Source organism: Sphingopyxis sp., assembly GCF_050725615.1.
Lineage (GTDB): Bacteria > Pseudomonadota > Alphaproteobacteria > Sphingomonadales > Sphingomonadaceae > Sphingopyxis.
Genome location: NZ_JBOHHU010000056.1, coordinates 1 through 20,399, shown reverse-complemented (window position 1 = coordinate 20,399; position 20,399 = coordinate 1). Strand labels below are relative to the sequence as shown.

The following is a 20,399-nucleotide window of genomic DNA, read 5'->3' as shown; positions in this document are numbered from 1 at the left end:
TTCTCAGGCCGCCGGCCGCCGCGCGAGGCGCAGCCAGAGCAAGATCTGGAACAACGCCAGCAGCGGCAATATCGCGAACATCAGCGGCGCAACGCCGAAAATCAGCGCCGGCGCCAGCATCATCCACGCCTGGTCGGCATCGGGCAGCAGCCAGTGAAACCGCCGCCGCTCGCCCGAATCCTCATAGAGCCAGCGCGCGAGCAGGATCGTCGCCGCCAGGCACGGCGCCAGCGCCGCCTCCGAAAAGGGCGGCATCCGGTGATCGGCGCCCGCCAGCGACAGCAGCCACGGAAAGACCGCGAGCAAGACCCAGGCAAAGGTCCGGATCACCTCGCGCACCCGGTCCTGCGCCACGCTTTCGGCGCGGAACGCCGAGAGGAAGCGCATCGCCGCGAGCCCCAACCCGCCGAGCACCGCGACCAGCGCCCCCGCCGCCGCCAGCCCGCTCGCCGCGAGCAGCGCGACGATCACCCACAGCAATCCGGTGACATAGGGCAGATAGCGCGCCGTCGCGGGCGATTTCACCAGCAACGGCCCGAACAACCGTATGATCGGCATCATAATCGCCGACCGCCCCAACCCCATGCCGCCATATTCGACCTGCTGCAGGCTCGATTGTTCGAGCAGCGCCGCCGTCGGCCGGTCGGTGACGATCGCGATATCGCCTTGTTCGAACAGCGCCGGTTCGCAATAGAGCCGCCGCGCGCCCGACTGCACCGCCATCCGCAGCAGCGTCAGGATCATATCCCACTCGCCCGGCATCTCGGCCAGTTCGCGCACCATATGGTCCGAAATGCTCGCCAGCCCGCCCCAGCGCCGCCTCGCGTCGATGCGTTCGAAACTCTGGGTCAGCGGGGTGTCGCCGGTGACCAGGATCGCGGGCGACCCGGGCTTGGCGATGGCCGCATAATGCATGCCCCCCGCCTGCAGCCCGTCGGTGACCAGGATGATGCGATCGTCGCCCTCGACCAGCGCGAGCAGGTCGGCGGCGGCGCGCACCGGGGTCACTTTCACCCCGCGGCGGCGGATGCGGTCGCAGGTGGCGAGCAGATCGGCGGGCACCGCGCCGACCGCGATCGCGATATGGGCGACCCCGACATCGGCAAGCCGCGCCGCCTGCCGTTCGATCAGCGTCTCGCCCGCGACGGTGACGAGCGCGCGCAGCCCGCCGTCGGGCAGTGTCTCGCTGGCGCCGATCAGCGCGATCAGGGCCATCGGCGGCCGAAAGGTGGAACCATGGTCACCGCGCGACCTTTAGGCGCGGGCGGGCGATTGGCAAGTCCCGCATTTGCGGCCGCATGACGTCATGTTCGGCGATCGACGCCCCTATTTCGGCGCTGAAATATTCCCGTCAAAATCGCCCGAATCGCTGGCCTTTGCCCGCCCCATCGGCTAGACAAAAACCACCTCCCGAAAAGCAGAAAAAAGGCCGGGTCTTGACCGAAGAAAATACGCCTACGCCGTCGCCCGACGACGGCATTTCGCCGATCAACATCGTCGACGAAATGAAGACCTCCTACCTCGATTACGCGATGAGCGTGATCGTCAGCCGCGCGCTGCCCGACGTGCGCGACGGCCTGAAACCGGTGCACCGGCGTATTCTTTATTCGGCCTATGAAAGCGGCTATGTCGCGGGCAAGCCCTATCGCAAATCGGCGCGCATCGTCGGCGACGTCATGGGTAAATATCACCCGCATGGCGACAGCTCGATCTACGACGCGCTCGCCCGCATGACGCAGGACTGGTCGATGAGCGTGCCGCTCGTCGACGGCCAGGGCAATTTCGGCTCGATGGACCCCGATCCGCCGGCGGCGATGCGCTACACCGAATCGCGCCTCGCCAAGGTCGCGAACACGCTGCTCGGCGATCTCGACAAGGATACGGTCGATTTCCAGCCCAACTATGACGGCTCGGAATCCGAACCCACCGTCCTCCCCGCCCGCTATCCGAACCTGCTCGTCAACGGCGCGGGCGGCATCGCGGTCGGCATGGCGACCAACATCCCGCCGCACAATCTGGGCGAAGTGATCGACGCGACGCTTGCGACGATCGACAATCCCGCGATCGCCCTCGACGAATTGATGGACATCATCCCCGGCCCCGACTTCCCGACCGGGCCGCTGATTCTGGGCCAGGGCGGCGCGCGCCTCGCTTATGCCACCGGACGCGGCTCGATTATGATGCGCGCGCGGCATATCATCGAGGAAGGCCGCGGCGACCGCCAGTCGATCGTCCTGACCGCCATCCCCTTCCAGGTCGGCAAGTCGGGCCTCGTCGAAAAAATCGCCGAAGCGGCGCGCGACAAGCGCATCGAAGGCGTCGCCGACATTCGCGACGAATCGAACCGCGAAGGCGTGCGCGTCGTCATCGAGCTGAAGCGCGACGCGACCGCCGAGGTCGTGCTCAACCAGCTGTGGCGCCACACCCCCGCGCAGTCGAGCTTCCCCGCCAACATGCTCGCGATCCGCGGCGGCCGCCCCGAAATGATGGGGCTGAAGACGATCCTCGAAGCCTTCATCGCCTTCCGCGAGGAAGTGATCACCCGCCGCTGCAAGTTCGAGCTCAACAAGGCGCGCGACCGCGCGCATATCTTGCTCGGGCTCGTCGTCGCGGTCAGCAACCTCGACGAGGTCGTCCGCATCATCCGCGGCTCGCCCAGCCCGGCGGCGGCGCGCGACGCGCTGCTGACGCGCGAATGGCCGATCGGCGACATCGCCCCCTATATCCGCCTCGTCGAGGCGATCGACGGCGAGCTCGACGACAGCACGTCGTACCGCCTGTCCGAAGTGCAGGTGAAGGCGATCCTCGACCTCCGCCTGCACCGCCTGACCGCGCTCGGCCGTGACGAAATCGGCAAGGAACTCAAGGAACTGGCGGACGAGATTGAGGAGCTTCTGAGCATCCTCGCCGACCGTGAAAAACTCTATGCGGTGATGCGCGAGGAACTGATCGCGGTGCGCGACGAATTCGCCAAGCCGCGCCGCACCCTCGTCGCCCCCGCCGCCGACGGCATCGACGACGAGGATCTGATCGAGCGCGAGGAGATGGTCGTCACCGTCACCCTCGACGGCTATATCAAGCGCACTCCGCTCGACACCTTCCGCGCCCAGCGCCGCGGCGGCAAGGGCCGCGCCGGCATGGCGACGAAGGACGAGGATGTCGTCACCGAGCTGTTCGTCACCTCGACGCACACCCCGGTTCTGTTCTTCTCGACCCTCGGCAAGGTCTACCGCATGAAGGTGTGGCGCCTGCCCGAGGGTGGGCCCGCGACGCGCGGGCGGCCGATGATCAACCTGCTGCCGCTCGGCAAGGACGAGACGATCTCGACCGTGCTGCCGCTGCCCGAGGACGAGGATGAATGGGGCAAGCTCCACGTCATGTTCGCAACCGCCAAGGGCAATGTGCGTCGTAACAGCATGGACGCTTTCACCAACGTGCCCTCGAACGGCAAGATCGCGATGAAATTCGAGGGCGAGGATGAGGACGACCGGCTGATCGGCGTCGCGCTGCTCGACGAGAGCGACGATGTGCTGCTCGCCAGCCGTCAGGGCAAGGCGATCCGCTTCCCCGGCGACGACGTGCGCGAATTCCAGAGCCGCAATTCGACCGGCGTGCGCGGCATGCGCCTCGCCGACGGCGACGAGGTGATCTCGCTTTCGATCCTCCAGCGGGTCGGCGTCAAGGACCAGGAGGAACGCGAGGAATATCTGCGCTTCGCCCCCTGGAAACCAGAGAAGGATGGTGAGATGCGCGACCAGGCGCGTTTTGCCGAACTGGCCGAAAAGGAACAGTTCATCCTGACCATCTGCGCCAACGGCTATGGCAAGATGTCCTCGGCCTATGAATATCGCCGCACCGGTCGCGGCGGCCAGGGGATCACCAACATCGACAATATCGGCCGCAACGGCCTCGTCGTGGCGAGCTTCCCGGCGGTGCAGGCCGACCAGCTGATGCTCGTCACCGACCAGGCCAAGCTGATCCGCATGGGCCTCGGCAGCCTGCGCGTCATTGGCCGCGGCAGCGCGGGTGTGCGCCTGTTCGACGTCGCCAATGACGAACATGTCGTCTCGGCGGCGCTGATCGGCGACGGCGACGAGGACGCGCCCGAAAGCGACGCCGGGGAGGCCGCGCCGCCGGTCGACGATGCCGCCGAACCGGCCGCAGACGGCGCGGGCGAATGAGCGCCGCGACCGCCTTCAAGGTTCTGACCGCCCAGCAATGGAGCGATTTCGAACGCGAACGCGTGTTCCGCGGCGCGCCGGTGGATATCGCCGACGGCTATATCCACCTGTCGACCGCCGAGCAGCTTGAAGAGACGATCGCCAAATATTTTGCGGGCGAGGCCGGCCTGATGATCGCCGAGGTGGACCTGCTCCAGCTCGGCGACGCGGTCCGCTGGGAACCCGCGCGCGGCGGTGCGCTCTTCCCGCATATCTATGCCGAATTGCCAATCCACGCGGTGGTCAGCCTGCAGCAACGCGGCTGATCCGCCCCGCCCCGGCGCCGACGGGTCGTCCGGTTAGCGGAAATCGACGACCTCGGCCGGGTGCAGGGCCATGAAACGGCCGGGGTCGATCCCGCGAGCGCTCAATGCCGCCGCGAGGCGGCGTTCGGGATCGTCGCGCGGCTCATCGGTCAGCTTGAACGTGCCCCAATGCATGCCGACCGCCGCCTTCGCCCCGACATCTTCGAATATCCGGACGGCCTCGTCGGGGTCGCAATGCTGCGCCGCCATGAACCAGCGCGGATCATAAGCGCCGATCGGCAGGATCGCGAGGTCGATCGCGTCGAAACGCGCCCCGATCGCGCGAAAGACGTTGCCGGTGCCATAGCCGGTATCGCCGGCGAAATAGACCAGCTTGCCAGCCGCTTCGACCACGAATCCACCCCACAGGGCCATGCGGCGGTCTCGCGGCCCGCGCGACGACCAGTGCAGCGCGGGCACGATATGCGCCGTCGCACCGGGCGCGATGGCGACCGCATCGCCCCAATCGCCGACCTCGACCCGCGCGTCGGGGATCCGGCCATGGATGATGACGTCATTGCCCAGCGGCGTGACGATCAGCGGATCGTGCCGCGCGTGCAAGGCGCGCAGCGCGGCCATGTCGAGATGGTCATAATGATTGTGCGACAGCAGGATGACGTCGATCGGTGGCAAGGCCTCCAACACGACACCGGGCCCTGTCACGCGCCGTGGCCCTGCGAAGGCGACCGGGCTGGCGCGATCCGACCAGACCGGATCGGTCAGGATATTGAGCCCGGCGAGCTGGATCAGCAGCGTCGCATGGCCCACCATCGTGACCCGCAGACCATCCACCCGGGCATCGGGGACGACGGGCACGACATCGACCGACGATGGCCAGCGATGGTCGGGAGCGCTGCGGCGCCAGCGGAGGAGATCGCCGAACGACCGGTCGGTTTCGGGTTCGCCCGCCGGATTGAGGAAGCGCGTGCCATCGAAATGATCCGAAACCGGCCCCTGATAATATCGGTTGCCCATGACGATCGGCGCCGCGTCCCGATACGGATCAGCGCCGCCGCGCATTCCAGGCGCGGATGGCGGCCATCGTCTTTTCGACATGCGCCTGCGGCTTGCTGTCGGTGTAGCTCAGCAGGATCGTCCCGTTCGGGGCGATGACATAGGATGTGCGGTTGGACAGCGCCGCCCCGTCCGGCCCCTGCATGGTCGCGTCGAATTTCGCCGCGACCTTCGCGCCCGGATCGGCGGCGACGGCGAATTTGTCGCGGCACTCCGATCGCGAGAATTCGGCGACGCGGTGGATATTGCCCGCCGTCACCCCGATGACGCGCGCGCCGAGCTGGTTGAACTTGCCGTTCGCTTCGGCAAACAGATGCGCCTCGACCGTGCAGCCGGGCGTGAAGGCGGCGGGAAAGAAATAGAGCACGACCGGCCCGTTGCGCAGCGTCGCCTTCAGCGACAGGTCGAACTCCTTGCCGCCCTGCGCGGCTTTCAGCGTGAAGTCGGGAGCCTTGACGCCCTGCTGGAGCGCGGCGATGCCCTGCATCGGCAACACGGCGAGCGATACGCCGAGGCTCAGCGGCAAGGCGATCTTGATCAGGGCTTTCATGCGGCGACCTCCACGAACGGCGGGCCGGACGCCGCCGCCGCCAGTCTAGCCGATATTCGTCGGCGCGCAGAAGAAATTTCGGCGCAGCAAATCGCCGTAGCCCTGAGCCCGCCGAAGGGCGCTTATCTGTGAGGCGCCTTTCGACGAGCTCAGGGCTATGGTTCAATCGGTCGAGGCCGCAGCGTCAGCAGCGGCGACCGCCGCGGTCGATCTCGCGGCCGATCAAGGCCCCGGCGGCGCCGCCGATGATCGTGCCGGGAACGCGGTCGCCATAACGATCGACTTCGCGACCGAGCAAGGCGCCGGCCGCGCCCCCGATGATCAGGCCCGTCGTTCCGCTGCCCCGGCGGCAATAATAGCGGCGGTCGCGATAATCGCTGCGCCGATAGTCCCGGCGGTAATCGCGCCGATCGTCGCTTCGATAATCGCGATACCGGTCATGGTCGCGATGACCATGATAGGAATTGCGGTGGTGCCGGTCGCGGGCATCGGCCTCGGCGGGCAAGGCGGTGATGGCGCTCGCGCCGATCAGCGCCGTCAACGCCAGCTTTTTGAACAGGAACATCTCTCTTCTCCATGTTGATCCCCTCGCCCAAATTAGAAGCGCCAACATGGCGTCGCGCTGAACTGCCGCCGCCTCCCGGGCGCCGACACCTCGGCTCGGCCAGCTTTCGGGGCGTCTTGCCGCACCCGATTGACCCCGCGCCGCAAACGGCGCAGCATCGATCCATGACGCTCACCATCACCCCCAGCGGCCAGTCGTGTGGCGCCCGCATCACCGGCGTCGATCTGACGCAGCCGCTCGCTCCCGAAACGATCGCGGACATCCGGACCGCCTGGCTCGATCACCACGTCCTCTCCTTCCCGGACCAGAAGATGAGCGACGACGATCTCGAGCGTTTCACCCGATATTTCGGCGATTTCGGCGACGATCCCTTCATCAGGCCGATCCCCGGCCGCGAGCATATCATCGCGGTGAAGCGCCGCGCCGACGAGACCGCGCCGCTATTCGCCGAAAACTGGCACAGCGACTGGAGTTTTCAGGCCCGCCCGCCCGCCGGCACCTGCCTGTTCGGCATCACCATCCCCCCGGTCGGCGGCAACACCGAATTTGCGAACCAGCACGCCGCGCTCGACGCGATGCCCGCCGATCTGCGCGCGCGGGTCGAGGGGCTGCAGGCGGTCCACAGCGCCCGCGCCGGTTACGCTCCCTCGGGCATGTACGGCGCCAAGGACAAGAACCGCAGCATGGATATCGTCTCGGGCGACGAGGCGCTCGACACCCAGCTCCATCCCTTCATCCGCAACCACCCCGAAACCGGCCGCAAAGGGCTGTTCGGCTGCGCGGGCTATATCATCGGCTTCGACGGACTCGACGACAGCGAAGGCTTGCCTTTGCTCTACGACCTCATCCAGTGGCAGGGCCGCGAGGAGTTTCGGTACAACCACGCATGGGAGCCCGACATGCTGATCCTGTGGGACAATCGCTCGGTGCTCCACCGCGCGACCGGCGGTTACGACGGCTACGACCGCCTGCTCCACCGCACGACGATCGCGGCGTGGGACGGCTAGGCGCGCGCTTCCTTCGACAGGGTGCTGACCACGCCCCAGGCAATCAGCGCCTGCCCGCCGAAATAGAGTGGCCAGACCAGCCACATCGTCACCGACTTGGCCAATGTTCCGCCCTCGCCCGCAAAGATGAACAGGTCGCTGGCGAGGAACAGCATCGCGCCGATGCCGGTGCGATAGCGTGGAAAGCGGCTCGCCCACGCCGTCGCCGCCATGACCGCGACGCCGCCGGTATAGGCGATCGCGGCAATCATCTGCCCCTGTTCGGCGGCGCGCGTCAGCCCCCAGGCGATGACCAGCGCCAGCGGCACGGCGCCGAAGACCAGCAATGTCTGCGATCGCGAGAGGCTGCTGCGACGGTTGCGCAGATACAGCGCAATGGCGATCAGATGCCCGGTAGCGAACGCCGCCGCGCCCGGCAGCATACCCAGCGCGTCGAGCAGATAATCACCCAGCGCCCCAAAGCCGAGCGCCGCCGCGATCAGCCACCCGTCGGTGCTCCGCGCATTGGCGGCGGCCCACAGCGCCAGCAGCGCCACTCCCGACGTCTTCCAGGCCCAGATCAGCGGCCCGTCGAGATGCTGGATCACCGCCCAGAAATAGCTGATCCCGCCGACCAGCGCCGCCAGCCACAGCCACCGCGCCCGATCCCAACCGCTCACACCAGACATACCGCCCCCTTTGCATCTTGTGCCCAACGCGCCTAGTGCGCGGCGGACCAACTGCAAGTCAACGATTAGGGTAAAGAGTGGCGCACGACATCCACATCATCGGCGGCGGCCTCGCGGGCTCGGAAGCCGCCTGGCAACTCGCCGAGGCCGGCTATCGCGTCCGCCTGTCCGAAATGCGCGGCGGCGGCGACATGACGCCGGCGCATCAGGGCGACACGCTCGCCGAGATGGTCTGCTCGAACAGCTTCCGCAGCGACGATGGCGACAGCAATGCCGTCGGCCTCCTCCACCGCGAGATGCGCAGCCTCGGCTCGATCATCATGCGCGAGGCCGATGTCCACAAGGTCCCCGCCGGTTCCGCCCTCGCCGTCGACCGCGACCTCTTTTCGGGCGGCGTCACCCGCGCGCTGGAGAACCACCCGAACATCACCATCGTCCGCGAACGCATCGACACGCTGCCTTCGGAAGGCCTGACCATCGTCGCCACCGGCCCGCTCACCGCCGCCGGCCTCGCCGACAGCATCGGCGCCGCGACCGGCAAGGACGCGCTCGCCTTTTTCGACGCCATCGCCCCGATCGTCTACCGCGACAGCGTCGACATGGACGTCGCCTGGATGGCCAGCCGCTGGGACAAAGTCGGCCCGATCGGCGACGGCAAGGATTATATCAACTGCCCGATGGACAAGGAGCAATATCACGCCTTCGTCCAGGGACTCGTCGACGGCGACAAGACCGAGTTCAAGGAATGGGAGACCAACACCCCCTATTTCGAAGGTTGCATGCCGATCGAGGTGATGGCCGAACGCGGCCCCGAAACCTTGCGCTTCGGCCCGATGAAGGGTGTCGGCCTCGACAATCCGCGCACCGGGCGCTGGCCCTATGCGGTCGTCCAGCTGCGTCAGGACAATGCCCTCGGCACCTTGTGGAACATGGTCGGCTTCCAGACCAAGCTCAAACATAGTGCCCAAGTCGAGCTGTTCCGCACCATCCCCGGCCTCGAAAAGGCCGAATTCGCACGCCTCGGCGGCCTCCACCGCAACAGCTTCATCCGCTCGCCCGAACTGCTCGACGGCCAGCTTCGCCTGAAGTCCGCCCCGCACATTCGTTTCGCGGGGCAGATCACCGGCTGCGAAGGCTATGTCGAAAGCGCCGCGATCGGCCTCGTCGCCGCGCGCTTCGCCGCCGCTGAACTCGGTGGCCGCACGCTTCCGCAGCCGCCGCCCGAAACCGCGCTCGGCGCGCTGCTCGGCCATATCACCGGCGGCGCCGATGCTAAGAGCTACCAGCCGATGAACGTCAATTTCGGCCTGTTCCCGCCGCTCGCCGAGGATGTGCGCAAGAAGGACCGCAAGCTCGGCTACACCCAGCGCGCCGGCACAAAACTCGCCGAATGGATGAAGCTCGCCGAGGGCGTCTCAGCCTAGCATTTGCACTTCGGCGCCGCCGCCCGCTTCGGCGCCGTCGTCGCAAACTCGGCGCGGCTCAGCCCGCCCGACTTGTCCTTGTCGGCCCCCGCGAAGCGCTCGCCCGTCGCCGCCGCCCATTCCTCAAAGGTCAGCAGATTATTGCCGTCCTTGTCGAGCTTGCGAAACGCCGCGGTGCGCGTCGACATCATCTCGATGCGGCTGACGCTCTCGTTGCGGTCGCGGTCGTAGCGGTTGAAGCGCCGCTCCTCGCGCGACGCATCCCGGGCGGCGGGCAGTTCGGGCGGCGCCGCCCCGCGCTTGGGCGCGCCCACCGCCGCCACCGGGATCGGCCCCGGATCGGGCGGCGCGTCGGGGATCACCTCTTCTGCGGCAATCTGCGTATAGCCTTTCCACAGGAAGACGCCGCCGGTCAGCAACAGGGCGCTGGCGATACCTCCGATCAGGAACCGCGAAACCGCCATAGCATCCCCTCCGCCCGAAGAGCCAAAGGCTATCACGGACATGCGGCCCGCCGCAACCGCATCGGGCGCAGATCGGACCAAAGCGATGATCGAACAACTTGTTCAAATTCACGCCGATGATTGCTATATCCGATCAATGCAAAACTACCTGCCCTCGCTCAAACAGATGCAATATCTCGTCGCGCTGCACGAACATGGCCATTTCGGCCGCGCCGCCGACGCGTGCAACGTCACCCAGTCGACCCTGTCGGCGGGCATCCGCGAACTCGAGACTTTGCTCGGCCAGACCCTCGTCGAGCGCACCCGCCGCGTCGTCCGCTTCACCACCCTCGGCAACGCGATCGTCGCCAAGGCGCACCGCGTATTGCGCGAGGCCGAGGAGCTTGCCGACATGGCCGCCGCCGCCGCCGCGCCGCTGGTCGGCGAACTGCGCATGAGCGTCATCCCGACGATCGCGCCCTTCCTGCTTCCCGGCCTGCTGCCGCGGCTGCGCAAGGAACGACCCGCGCTCAAACTCTTCCTGCGCGAAGAACCGAGCGCGCAGGCCTGCGAGTCGCTGCACCATGGCGCGGTCGACTGCGTCCTCCTCGCCCTCCCCTATGCCTGCGGCGACGTCGAGGCCGAGAATCTGTTCGACGACGCGCTGTTCGTCGCCTTCCCCGGCGACCAAAGCGAGGACCTTCCCGCAATGGTCAGCGCCGACCAGATCGACCCCGCGCAGATGCTGATGCTCGAGGATGGCCATTGCCTGAAGGATCATGCGCTCGCCGCATGCAATCGCCCCGAACTGCGCGCCGGCGCCCGGATGATGGGCACCTCGCTCCACACGCTCGTCCAGATGGTCGACAACGGCCTCGGCATCACGATGCTGCCGCAGATGGCGATCGAGGCCGGCATCCTCGACCACACCGACATCGACACCCGCCCGCTCGATTCCGACCATGACTGGCGCACCATCGCGCTCGTGTGGCGCAAGGGCAGCCCGCGGGCGGAGGAGTTTCAGATGCTCGCGGACATTTTCCGGCAGCATAAGGCGGGATAATCTCGAACCGCTAATACCCGTTCGTGTCGAGCGAAGTCGAGACACGTGAAGGCATGCGCGAACCCGGCGTCTCTCGACTTCGCTCGAGACAAACGGAGTTTAGCTTAGCCCCACCGCTCGGCACGCTCATGATCGCTGCCGCGCTGCTCGACCCACGCCACCCGCCCGTCGGCAAAACCTTCGCGCTTCCACAGCATCACGTCGGTCTTCAGCCGGTCGATCAGAAACTCGACCGCCGCCAGCGCCTCGCCGCGATGCGGGCTGCTCGCCAGCACCAGCACGATCGTCTCGCCCGGCGCCATGCCCCCGACGCGGTGGATCAGCGTCAGCGCGGCAAGGCTCCAGCGCGCTACGGCCTCGGCCGCCAAAGCCTCGAGCCCGCTCGCGGTGAGCAAGGGGTGATGGTCGAGGAACAATTCGACCAGGCCGCCCTCGCCGCGCACCCGGCCGACAAAGCTCGCGCTCGCGCCGTGCCCGCCGGCATCATGCGCGCCATATTCCGCCGCGACGTCGATCGCTTCCGCCTGGACCGCGACGCGGATCATCCGCCCGTCACCGGCGGGAACAGCGCGACCTCGCCGCCGCGCGGGACGACGGCGCCCGGCCCCGCCATATGCCCGTCCACCGCGGCGCGGATTCGCGCCGGTTCGGCAAAGGCGCGCGCCCCCGCTTCGTCGCGTGCGGCAAGCCAGGCGATCAGGTCGGCGACCGTCCGCACATCGTCGGGAAGCGCGACCGCCTCGTCGGCGATCCCCATCCGCTCGCGCACCCAGGCGAAATAGCTCAGCTTCAGAGCCATATGCTCAATCCATATGTTTGAGGCCGACGCGCAGATAGTCCCAGCCGGTAATCAGCGTCAGCACGGCGGCGCCCCACAGCGACACCAGGCCGACGACCTTGATCCACGCCATCGCGGGCAAGGCTCCGGCCAGGATCAGCGCGCCGAACGCCACCAGTTGGAACGTCGTCTTCCATTTCGCGAGCTGGGTCACCGGCATCGATACCTGCAAGGTCGCCAGAAATTCGCGCAGCCCCGACACGATGATCTCGCGCAGCAGGATCATCAGCGCGGCAATGACATGATAGCCGGTGATATCGCGGGTGAAGACGAGCAGCAGGATCACCGCCGCGATCATGATCTTGTCGGCGATCGGATCGAGGAAGGCGCCGAGCCGCGACACGATGCCGCGCGAGCGGGCCACATAGCCGTCAAAATAATCGGTAATGCCCATCAGGCAGTAGAGGACAAAGGCGAGCGCATAGTCGATCGGCTTCGGCTGCATCGACCCTTCGACCACCCCCGGCCACAGCAGGAACAGCAAGATGGGCACCGCCAGGATGCGCGACAGCGTCAGGATATTCGGAAGGCTGAGCATGACCCCTGTTTCCCGCTCGCGCGGCCTTTTGGCTTTGACCCTGCTGTCCCTAGCCGATAAGCCCGCCCGGCGACAACCAAATTGCCCCGGTGGGTGCATGGCAATCGCGCGATTTTTAACGGGATGGGACCACGCATGACCGGCTCTTTTGCGCTGTTGAAGCAACGCCGGTTCCTGCCCCTCTTCGTCACCCAGCTGCTCGGCGCCTTCAACGACAATCTGTTCAAGAACGCCATGGTGCTGTTCGTCGTCTACGGCGTCTACAACGACGAAACGCAGGAAACCCTGTTCAGCGCGGTCGCGACGGCGGTGTTCATCCTGCCCTTCTTCCTGCTCTCGGCGCTGTCGGGACAATTGGCCGATACGCGCGACAAGGCGCGAATCATCCGCATCGTCAAATTCTGCGAAATCATCATCATGCTCGTCGGCGGTGCCGGACTGGTGCTCGCCTGGATGGGCTGGGGGGTTCAGCTGGTCGCCATCCCGCTGATGATGCTCGCGCTGTTCGCGATGGGCATCCACTCGACCTTCTTCGGGCCGATCAAATATGCGATCCTGCCGCAACATCTGAAAAGCGAAGAGGTGCTCGGCGGCACCGGACTGGTCGAGGCCGGGACTTATATCGCGATCCTCGCCGGGACGATCCTCGCCGGGGTGATCGACGTCGAATGGGCCGCCCTCGGCGTCGTGCTCGTCGCCGCCCTCGGCTACTGGACCGCCCAGAAAGTGCCCCCCGCCCCGCCCGAGCATGAGGAGCGCGGGATCGACTGGCACATCATCCGCTCGTCGGTCGCGCTGGTCAGCGGCACGATGCACATCCGCCGCCTCTATCTCGCAATCCTGTCGATCAGCTTTTTCTGGACGATCGGCGCGGTGCTGTTCATCCAGTTCCCGCCGCTGGTGAAGAACATCCTCCACGCCGACAAAAGCGTCGCCAGCCTGTTCCTCGCGGTCTTCTCGATCGGCATCGCGATCGGCTCGGTCGCGGTCAACCGCCTGCTCAAGGGGCAGGTCTCGGCGAAATACAGCCCCGCCAGCGTCATCGTGATGGGCGGCTTCGTGCTCGCCTTCTATTGGGTGTGCCGCAATTGGGAACAGGATCCGGCCGGCGTGATGTACGGCGTGTCAGGCCTGCTCGCGCACAATGACGTCATCCCGCTGCTCGCCAGTCTGCTCGGCATCGCGATCAGCGGCGGCATGTTCGTCGTGCCGCTCTACGCCTTTCTGACCACCACCGTCCCCAAGGACCAGACCGCGCGCACCGTCGCGGCGAACAACATCGTCAACTCGGGCGCAATGGTCGCGGGCTCGCTGCTCGCGATCGGGCTGGGCTTCGCAGGGATCGGCGTCGTCGACCAGCTCTTGATGAGCGCGGTGATGTGCCTGATTTCGGCCTGGCTGGCGGTGAAGCTGCACCGGGCGTGCGATTAGAGCGGATTACCGAAGTCAGCTCTGGGGCGGAAAGCGGACGCCTATTTCACCGTCACCCCGGGCTTGACCCGGGACCCGCCTTCCTTCTTTCAACGTCGGGTCAAAGAAAAGGCAGGCCCCGGGTCAAGCCCGGGGTGACGGAGGTGGTTTACGCGAGCGTCGCGTTTCGTCCGAAACCCGCCCTCAGATCAAAAACATCATCGTCGCGGTGAAAAAGATCAAAAAGCTCTGCAGGAACAGCTTGAAGTCGCTCGACCCGACGATCAGGGGCTGTGGCCGCCGATGCTGTGCGATCTCGTGGCGCAGCGCGCCTTCCCAATCGGCCGGCGCCTGCATGCGCGCGATGACCAATTGGCGGCTGCCATGCGCCCGCAGCCGGTCGCGGATATCGATGCGGAGTTCGGGGTCGAAGTCGTTCATGCCCCCAAGCTAGGCCGCCGTTAACGAGTCGATAAGGTTAAAAAATCGTTAACGCCCGGCTGTCCCGCCGGGGGACGCGCGGCCCCGGAAGCGTTAACGCGGCATCGGCCGCACCTTCACCGCCCTTTTGTCCGCCAGCCCGCGCTGGAACGGCAAACAGCGCTGGGGCTTCATGCGCGGACCGAGGCAATAGCGCACCTCCGACAGCCAGCCGTCCCTGTCGGTCGCCACCGCCAGCATCTCGGGCCGGATGCCGCGATTGCGTGCGACGAACGCCCGGCGGATCGACCCCGCCGTCTGCGGCCTGGCCGCCAGCGCCGTCATGTCGGGGAAGTTCACGGTGCGGAACAATATTTCGGCGGCGCGGAAATAGGAGGCCGGATCGGGGCTCATGCAGGTGCCGTGCTTCGCCCATTCATGCTGCAACAACTGCGCCGAGGGGGTCATGCACATGTTCCGGCGCAGCACCGGTTGCGGCACGATCTTCGCCGGGCGGCACCATTGCGGATAGCCGGGGGTCGCCGCCTCGGGCCACAGTCCGTGGAGCACCCAGCCGAAACGCCCATTCTCGCCCGAACATTGGAACCGGTCGCGCGCGTCCTTCACGTTGCGCACCCCCGCGCAATGCTCGGGCGACCAGCTCAGGCTCAGGAGGTAGCCGGCGATCGGCGGGTTGCGCACCGGCTCGCCGCGCTTCGGCTGTTCGAGGCGCGGGATGACGGTGCGGTCGGGCGCGACGCAGGATGCGGCCTGCGCGAAGGTCGTCGTGGGAACGAGCGCCAGCAGCGCCGCCGCAGCAGCCTCAGGCCAGCGCAAAATCGAGCCCGATGTCGGCCGCCGGCGCCGACTGGGTCAGCCGCCCGACCGACACATAGGTCACCCCCGTCGCGCCGATGGCGCGGATCGTGTCGAGCCGTACCCCGCCCGACGCCTCGGTCGGCACCCGTCCGGCGACGATCGCCACCGACTCGCGCAGCGCATCGAGCCCCATATTGTCGAGCAGCAGGTGCGTCGCGCCCGCGCTCAGCGCGGGTTCGACCTGGTCGACGCGATCGACCTCGACGATGATGTTCGCGATTCCGGCATCGACGGCGCGGCGCACCGCTTCCTCGACCGACCCGGCGACCGCGACATGATTGTCCTTGATCATCGCCGCGTCCCACAGGCCCATGCGATGGTTGGTCGCGCCGCCCATCCGCGTCGCATATTTTTCCAGCACGCGCAGGCCGGGGATCGTCTTGCGCGTATCGAGCAGCGTCGCGCCGCCGGCGAGCGCGTCGACATACTCACGCGTCATCGTCGCGATGCCCGACAGATGCTGCACGGTATTCAGCGCCGAGCGCTCGGCGGTGAGCATCGCCCGCGCATTGCCCGACAGGCGCATCAGGTCGGTCCCGGCGGGCACCTGCGCGCCTTCTGCGACCAGGATTTCGATCTCCATGACAGGATCGAGCGCGCGAAAGAAAGCTTCGGCGATCGGCAGCCCCGCGACGGTGATCGCGTCGCGGCTGTCCATCACCCCGCTGAAGCGCGCGTCGGCGGGGATCACGGCCAGCGAGGTGATATCGCCCCCCGCCCCCAGATCTTCGGCAAAAGTGGCGCGGACGAAGGCGTCGAGGTCGAAGCCGGGCAAGGAAAAATCGCTCATGCGACCCGCGATAAACGGAGCCCCGCGCAAATCAACTTGACGTTTACGTAAACTAGCGCTGACATGCACGCTACGTGGCACTTTAGCCAACATCCGGAGAGGTCCAATGCTATCCCCCATTTGCGCGATGCTCGGCATCGAATTCCCCCTCCTCGCCTTCTCGCACTGCCGCGACGTCGTCGTCGCGGTATCGAAAGCCGGCGGCATGGGCGTCTTCGGCGCCGCCGGCATCCCCCCCGAGCGGCTGGAGGAAGAACTCGCGTGGATCGACGAGCATATCGGCGGCAGGCCCTATGGCGTCGACCTGATCGTCCCCAACAGCTTCGCCGGCAAGGGCGAAGAGAATGCGGCGCTGCCGCCGATCCCCGACGAGCATAAAGCCTTCGTCGCGGGCCTCCTCGAAAAGCATGGTGTCGAGAGCGACAGCCTTGCCGGAGTCAGCTCCAGCCTCGGCGACAATATGACCGATACCGGCGCCGCCGCGCTGCTCGAAGTCGCCTTCCGCCACCCGATCGCACTGATCGCCAACGCGCTCGGCGTGCCCCCGCCGCTGATGCTCGAACTCGGCAAGCGCAACGACGTCCCCGTCGCCGCACTCGTCGGCACGCGTGACCATGCGCTCGCGCAGGTTCGCGCCGGGGTCGATATCCTCGTGGTCGCAGGCGGTGAAGCCGGGGGCCATTGCGGCGAAGTCGCGACGATGGTGCTCGTCCCCGAAGTCGCCGCCGCAGTCGAAGCCATTGGCGCAACCACGCCGATCCTCGCGGCGGGCGGCATCGTCACCGGTCGACAGATGGCCGCCGCGATGGCGATGGGCGCACATGGTGCCTGGACCGGCTCGGTGTGGCTAACCACCGCCGAGGCAGAGACCAATCCGGTGGTGAAGGAAAAGATGCTCGCCGCCTCGTCGCGCGACACGGTGCGCTCGAAGAGCCGTACCGGCAAACCCTCGCGTCAGCTCCGCTCGCCCTGGACCGATGCCTGGGAAGCCGAAGGCGCGCCCAAACCGCTGCCGATGCCGCTCCAGTCGCTGGTCAGCGAACCCGCGCTGCGCAAGGTCGATAAATTGTCCGAGGGCGGTCACGAGGGCGCCAAGCACCTCGCGACCTATTGGGTCGGTCAGGGAGTCGGGTTGATGAACGAGGCGATGGGCGCCGGACAGGTCGTCCAGGAGTTCAAGACCGACTGGATCGCCGCCTGCGAACGGCTGAACGGCTTTATCGGCGACTAAAAAAATCCCCGCCGAAGCGGGGATTTTCTTGGATCAGCTGACGGTCGCCGTAACGATCTTGCCGGGTTCGCGCGGCGGCTCGCCCTTCGGCAGCGCGTCGACATTTTCCATGCCTTCGATCACTTCGCCCCAAACGGTATACTGCTTGTCGAGGAAGCGCGCGTCGTCGAAGCAGATGAAGAACTGGCTGTTCGCGCTGTTCGGGTTCTGCGAGCGCGCCATCGAACACACGCCGCGAACATGCGGCTCGGCGTTGAATTCCTGCGGCAGGTCGGGAAGCGGGCTGCCGCCCATGCCGGTACCGGTCGGATCGCCGCCCTGCGCCATGAAGCCAGGGATCACGCGGTGAAACACGACGCCATCGTAAAAGCCTTCGCTGGCGAGCTGGCTGATCCGCTCGACATGCAGCGGCGCAAGGTCGGGGCGCAGGCGGATGACGACATCGCCGGTCGACAGCGACAGGGTGAGGGTCTGATCGGACATAAAAACTCCTGTGGAGGGATGCTGGCGGTCCCATAGCGGGCGGCGGCGGCATTGCCACGCATAATTTCCCGGACTAGGGGAAGGCACGGCCAGCCAGGGCCGTCTCGGCGCCGCAAGACAGGGAGGACCGCGCGATGGACAAACGCGAAGATTCCCTGCCCCCTGACGATGTGCTGATCGACGAGGATCGCGAGACCGAACTCGACGAGGACGACCGGCTGAAGCCCGAATTCGTCCGCGACGTCATCGATCTCGCCGAATCGGGTGAGGCCGAAGCCGCACGCGAGCGGATCGGCCGTCTGCACCCAGCCGACATCGCCGACCTTTTCGAACTCGCGCGCGCCGACGAGCGGCCGATGCTCGCCGCCGTCCTCGGCGACCTTCTATCCGCCGACGTGCTCGCGGAGATGAACGACTATGTCCGCGAGGAACTGATCGACCTCCTCGCGCCCGAGCAGGTCGCCGAACTCGCCTCCGAGATGGATACCGACGACGCCGTCGCGATCATCGAGGATATGGAAGCCGACGACCAGCAGGCCGTTCTCGACGCGATGGAGCCCGAGGATCGGGCGGCGATCGAAGACGCGCTCTCCTTTCCCGAGGAGTCCGCCGGCCGCCTGATGCAGCGCGACCTCGTTGCGGTGCCCGAACATGTCACCGTCGGCGACGTCATCGACCGGCTGCGCGAAGATATCGACCTGACGAGCGATTTCTGGGAAATCTTTGTCGTCGACCCGATGCACAAGCCGGTCGGCACCTGCCAGCTCAGCTGGATATTGCGCACGCCGCGCGACATTGCGATCAGCGACGTGATGAAGCGCGAACAGACGCTGATCCCGGTCGACATGGACCAGGAAGAGGTCGCGCTGCGATTCCAGAAATATGCGCTGATTTCGGCGGCGGTGGTCGACCGCGCCGGACGACTGGTCGGCATGATCACCGTCGATGACGTTGTCCATATCATCCAGGAAGAAGCGGGCGAGGATATCTTGCGCCTGTCGGGCGCCGGCGATGGCGATATCAACGAACCGATCGCGATGACAATCCGTACCCGGCTCAGCTGGCTGATCGTCAATCTGGGCACCGCGATGCTGGCCGCGTCGGTGGTCGGCGTTTTCGAGGGTGCCATCGCCCAATTTGCATTGCTCGCGGTTCTGATGCCGATCGTCTCGGGAATGGGGGGCAATGCGGGAACGCAAACCTTGGCCGTGACCGTGCGAGCGATTGCGACCAACCAGCTCACCGCCTCCAACTCCCTGCGCATGATATTCCGCGAGTTTCGCATCGCGGTCGTCAACGGCCTGGCGCTGGGTGTGCTGATCGGAATCGGCACCGCACTGATCTTTGGCAACCCGTTGCTTGGGGCCGTGATTGCCGCGGCGATGCTGATCAACAATCTGGTTGCAGGCCTCGCCGGAATATTGGTGCCCGTGACGCTCGATCGATTCGATGTCGATCCGGCGGTATCGTCCGCAGTTTTCGTGACCACCTTGACCGACGTCATGGGATTTTTCTCGTTCCTCGGCCTTGCCGTGCTGAGCGGTCTTACGGCGATGGGCTAAGCAACTCGCTGGAATCTCGACTGATTCAAAAAACATCGAAAAAATCGCATAGGCCGCAACTTTTTTTGGAACTTATCGCCCGGCTGGGCCGTTTCCCAATCGAGCAGCGGTCATCGCCCCCCCGCAGCGCTGCTCAGCAACATTGGCCCGGTGCGTATTCCCTCCCCCCCCCCTCGAAGCGCTCCGGGCCATTTTGCATCCCCCAAAAAGAGGTGAGAGACATGACGAGTTTTCGCGCAATCATTCTGGCGTTGATGGCTAGCTTTCTGGTCGCTGGTTGCAACACCGTAAAGGGTGCCGGTCGCGACATCGAGTCGGTCGGCAAAGCTGGCGAAGACGCCATCAAATAGTCGGGTCCTGATCCGCTTACCCTAAACCTCTTCGAGAGGTTCGACAGGCGCCGTTTCGGCGCCTGTTTTGCGTCGGCGCTGGGTAAACCAGATCGCGAAGATCGAGACTTCGTAGAGCAGGATCAGCGGCACCGCGAGCAGGAACTGGCTGAGGATATCGGGCGGCGTCGCGACCGCCGCGATCGCGAACGCCGCGACGATCATGTAACGCCGCGCCGACACGAGTTGCTCGCGCGTCACGATGCCCGAGCGTTCGAGCAGCATCAGCAGGATCGGCAGCAGGAAGGCGATCCCGAACGCCATCACGAACTGCATGATGAAGCTGAGATAATTGCCGACCGAAGGCAGCGCTTCCTGCGTCACCCCGCCGACATTGCCCTGAAACCCGAGCAGGAATTTCAGCGCCAAAGGAATGGTGATGAAATAGGCGAAACAGGCGCCCACCGTGAACAGGATGGGCGTTGCAAAGAGGAAGGGCAGCAGCGCGCGCTTTTCCTTGCGATAGAGGCCGGGCGCGACAAATTTCCACAGCTGATTGGCGATCACCGGAAAGGCAATCATCGTCGCCGCGAACAGCGCCACCTTCACTTCGACAAAAAACGCCTCGAAAAGCTGCGTATAGACCAGCTTGCCCTGCCC

General features: G+C 66.1%; 23 protein-coding genes. 9 read left to right on the top strand and 14 right to left on the bottom strand.

Annotated elements, in window-relative coordinates:
* Positions 1 to 3: 3 nt before the first annotated feature.
* Positions 4 to 1,215 (bottom strand): hypothetical protein, encoded by a 1,212-nt coding sequence (locus ACREB7_RS13675; RefSeq protein WP_431592824.1) that lies wholly within the window; start codon positions 1,213 to 1,215, stop codon positions 4 to 6.
* A gap of 290 nt (positions 1,216 to 1,505) precedes the next feature.
* Between ACREB7_RS13675 and gyrA the strand changes: the two genes are divergently transcribed.
* Positions 1,506 to 4,181: a DNA gyrase subunit A gene (gyrA, locus tag ACREB7_RS13670; RefSeq protein WP_431592833.1), complete on the top strand. Its 2,676-nt coding sequence runs from the start codon at positions 1,506 to 1,508 to the stop codon at positions 4,179 to 4,181.
* The gene (locus tag ACREB7_RS13665) at positions 4,178 to 4,486 is read left to right on the top strand and encodes a DUF952 domain-containing protein (RefSeq protein ID WP_431592823.1); all 309 of its coding nucleotides are present in this window, start codon (positions 4,178 to 4,180) and stop codon (positions 4,484 to 4,486) included. Before gyrA ends, ACREB7_RS13665 begins: the two co-directional genes overlap by 4 nt.
* 33 nt (positions 4,487 to 4,519) lie before the next feature.
* On the opposite strand, the gene ACREB7_RS13660 is transcribed toward ACREB7_RS13665, so the two are convergent.
* The 3 genes from ACREB7_RS13660 to ACREB7_RS13650 all read right to left on the bottom strand — a co-directional run bounded on the left by ACREB7_RS13660 (position 4,520) and on the right by ACREB7_RS13650 (position 6,654).
* Positions 4,520 to 5,545 carry an MBL fold metallo-hydrolase gene (locus ACREB7_RS13660; protein WP_431592822.1) on the bottom strand — a complete coding sequence of 342 codons (1,026 nt, stop codon included), beginning with the start codon at positions 5,543 to 5,545 and terminating at the stop codon, positions 4,520 to 4,522.
* Positions 5,529 to 6,089 (bottom strand): peroxiredoxin, encoded by a 561-nt coding sequence (locus ACREB7_RS13655; RefSeq protein ID WP_431592821.1) that lies wholly within the window; start codon positions 6,087 to 6,089, stop codon positions 5,529 to 5,531. The genes ACREB7_RS13660 and ACREB7_RS13655 overlap by 17 nt, the downstream gene beginning before the upstream one ends.
* Positions 6,090 to 6,273: 184 nt before the next feature.
* A complete protein-coding gene (locus tag ACREB7_RS13650; RefSeq protein WP_431592820.1) occupies positions 6,274 to 6,654 on the bottom strand; it encodes a glycine zipper 2TM domain-containing protein in 381 nt (126 codons plus the stop codon).
* Between the two features lie 164 nt (positions 6,655 to 6,818).
* Between ACREB7_RS13650 and ACREB7_RS13645 the strand changes: the two genes are divergently transcribed.
* The gene (locus ACREB7_RS13645; RefSeq protein ID WP_431592819.1) at positions 6,819 to 7,661 is read left to right on the top strand and encodes a TauD/TfdA dioxygenase family protein; all 843 of its coding nucleotides are present in this window, start codon (positions 6,819 to 6,821) and stop codon (positions 7,659 to 7,661) included.
* Here the strand turns inward: ACREB7_RS13645 and ACREB7_RS13640 are convergent.
* On the bottom strand, positions 7,658 to 8,329 hold the full coding sequence (locus ACREB7_RS13640; RefSeq protein WP_431592818.1) for a lysoplasmalogenase family protein: 672 nt from the start codon (positions 8,327 to 8,329) through the stop codon (positions 7,658 to 7,660). The genes ACREB7_RS13645 and ACREB7_RS13640 overlap by 4 nt on opposite strands.
* Before the next feature lie 77 nt (positions 8,330 to 8,406).
* On the opposite strand from ACREB7_RS13640, the gene trmFO reads away from it, so the two are divergent.
* The gene (gene trmFO / locus ACREB7_RS13635) at positions 8,407 to 9,753 is read left to right on the top strand and encodes a methylenetetrahydrofolate--tRNA-(uracil(54)-C(5))-methyltransferase (FADH(2)-oxidizing) TrmFO (RefSeq protein WP_431592817.1); all 1,347 of its coding nucleotides are present in this window, start codon (positions 8,407 to 8,409) and stop codon (positions 9,751 to 9,753) included.
* Here trmFO and ACREB7_RS13630 read toward each other — a convergent pair.
* Complete coding sequence (locus tag ACREB7_RS13630) at positions 9,750 to 10,217, bottom strand: hypothetical protein (protein ID WP_431592816.1); 468 nt, start codon at positions 10,215 to 10,217, stop codon at positions 9,750 to 9,752. The genes trmFO and ACREB7_RS13630 overlap by 4 nt on opposite strands.
* Positions 10,218 to 10,353: 136 nt before the next feature.
* On the opposite strand from ACREB7_RS13630, the gene ACREB7_RS13625 reads away from it, so the two are divergent.
* Positions 10,354 to 11,259, top strand: a complete 906-nt coding sequence (locus ACREB7_RS13625) for a hydrogen peroxide-inducible genes activator (protein ID WP_431592832.1) — start codon at positions 10,354 to 10,356, stop codon at positions 11,257 to 11,259.
* A gap of 104 nt (positions 11,260 to 11,363) precedes the next feature.
* Here the strand turns inward: ACREB7_RS13625 and ACREB7_RS13620 are convergent, their stop codons facing one another.
* Genes ACREB7_RS13620 through pgsA form a run of 3 tightly spaced genes read right to left on the bottom strand, consistent with a single transcriptional unit; the run spans position 11,364 to position 12,635 of the window.
* Complete coding sequence (locus ACREB7_RS13620) at positions 11,364 to 11,804, bottom strand: molybdenum cofactor biosynthesis protein MoaE (RefSeq protein ID WP_431592815.1); 441 nt, start codon at positions 11,802 to 11,804, stop codon at positions 11,364 to 11,366.
* Positions 11,801 to 12,058 (bottom strand): molybdopterin converting factor subunit 1, encoded by a 258-nt coding sequence (gene moaD / locus ACREB7_RS13615; RefSeq protein WP_431592814.1) that lies wholly within the window; start codon positions 12,056 to 12,058, stop codon positions 11,801 to 11,803. Before moaD ends, ACREB7_RS13620 begins: the two co-directional genes overlap by 4 nt.
* A 4-nt stretch (positions 12,059 to 12,062) precedes the next feature.
* Positions 12,063 to 12,635, bottom strand: a complete 573-nt coding sequence (gene pgsA / locus ACREB7_RS13610) for a CDP-diacylglycerol--glycerol-3-phosphate 3-phosphatidyltransferase (protein WP_431592813.1) — start codon at positions 12,633 to 12,635, stop codon at positions 12,063 to 12,065.
* A 135-nt stretch (positions 12,636 to 12,770) separates the two neighbouring features.
* Here pgsA and ACREB7_RS13605 point away from each other — a divergent pair, with 135 nt between their 5' ends.
* The gene (locus tag ACREB7_RS13605) at positions 12,771 to 14,066 is read left to right on the top strand and encodes an MFS transporter (protein ID WP_431592812.1); all 1,296 of its coding nucleotides are present in this window, start codon (positions 12,771 to 12,773) and stop codon (positions 14,064 to 14,066) included.
* Between the two features lie 183 nt (positions 14,067 to 14,249).
* On the opposite strand, the gene ACREB7_RS13600 is transcribed toward ACREB7_RS13605, so the two are convergent.
* From ACREB7_RS13600 to nadC, 3 genes are all read right to left on the bottom strand, one after another.
* Entirely contained in the window at positions 14,250 to 14,486 is a 237-nt protein-coding gene (locus tag ACREB7_RS13600) for a hypothetical protein (protein WP_431592811.1), read from the bottom strand.
* A 93-nt stretch (positions 14,487 to 14,579) separates the two neighbouring features.
* Complete coding sequence (locus ACREB7_RS13595; protein WP_431592810.1) at positions 14,580 to 15,302, bottom strand: ribonuclease T2 family protein; 723 nt, start codon at positions 15,300 to 15,302, stop codon at positions 14,580 to 14,582.
* Entirely contained in the window at positions 15,289 to 16,134 is an 846-nt protein-coding gene (gene nadC, locus ACREB7_RS13590) for a carboxylating nicotinate-nucleotide diphosphorylase (protein ID WP_431592809.1), read from the bottom strand. The genes ACREB7_RS13595 and nadC overlap by 14 nt, the downstream gene beginning before the upstream one ends.
* A 106-nt stretch (positions 16,135 to 16,240) precedes the next feature.
* On the opposite strand from nadC, the gene ACREB7_RS13585 reads away from it, so the two are divergent.
* A complete protein-coding gene (locus ACREB7_RS13585) occupies positions 16,241 to 17,365 on the top strand; it encodes an NAD(P)H-dependent flavin oxidoreductase (RefSeq protein WP_431592808.1) in 1,125 nt (374 codons plus the stop codon).
* 33 nt (positions 17,366 to 17,398) lie between these two features.
* Here the strand turns inward: ACREB7_RS13585 and ACREB7_RS13580 are convergent, their stop codons facing one another.
* Positions 17,399 to 17,848, bottom strand: a complete 450-nt coding sequence (locus ACREB7_RS13580; protein WP_431592807.1) for a peptidylprolyl isomerase — start codon at positions 17,846 to 17,848, stop codon at positions 17,399 to 17,401.
* Between the two features lie 134 nt (positions 17,849 to 17,982).
* Here ACREB7_RS13580 and mgtE point away from each other — a divergent pair, with 134 nt between their 5' ends.
* Positions 17,983 to 19,410 carry a magnesium transporter gene (gene mgtE / locus ACREB7_RS13575; protein ID WP_431592806.1) on the top strand — a complete coding sequence of 476 codons (1,428 nt, stop codon included), beginning with the start codon at positions 17,983 to 17,985 and terminating at the stop codon, positions 19,408 to 19,410.
* A 254-nt stretch (positions 19,411 to 19,664) separates the two neighbouring features.
* Positions 19,665 to 19,760 carry an entericidin A/B family lipoprotein gene (locus ACREB7_RS13570; RefSeq protein WP_431592831.1) on the top strand — a complete coding sequence of 32 codons (96 nt, stop codon included), beginning with the start codon at positions 19,665 to 19,667 and terminating at the stop codon, positions 19,758 to 19,760.
* A gap of 21 nt (positions 19,761 to 19,781) precedes the next feature.
* Here ACREB7_RS13570 and tatC read toward each other — a convergent pair.
* The coding region (gene tatC, locus ACREB7_RS13565) for a twin-arginine translocase subunit TatC (RefSeq protein ID WP_431592805.1) at positions 19,782 to 20,399 on the bottom strand (618 nt) is incomplete at its 5' end.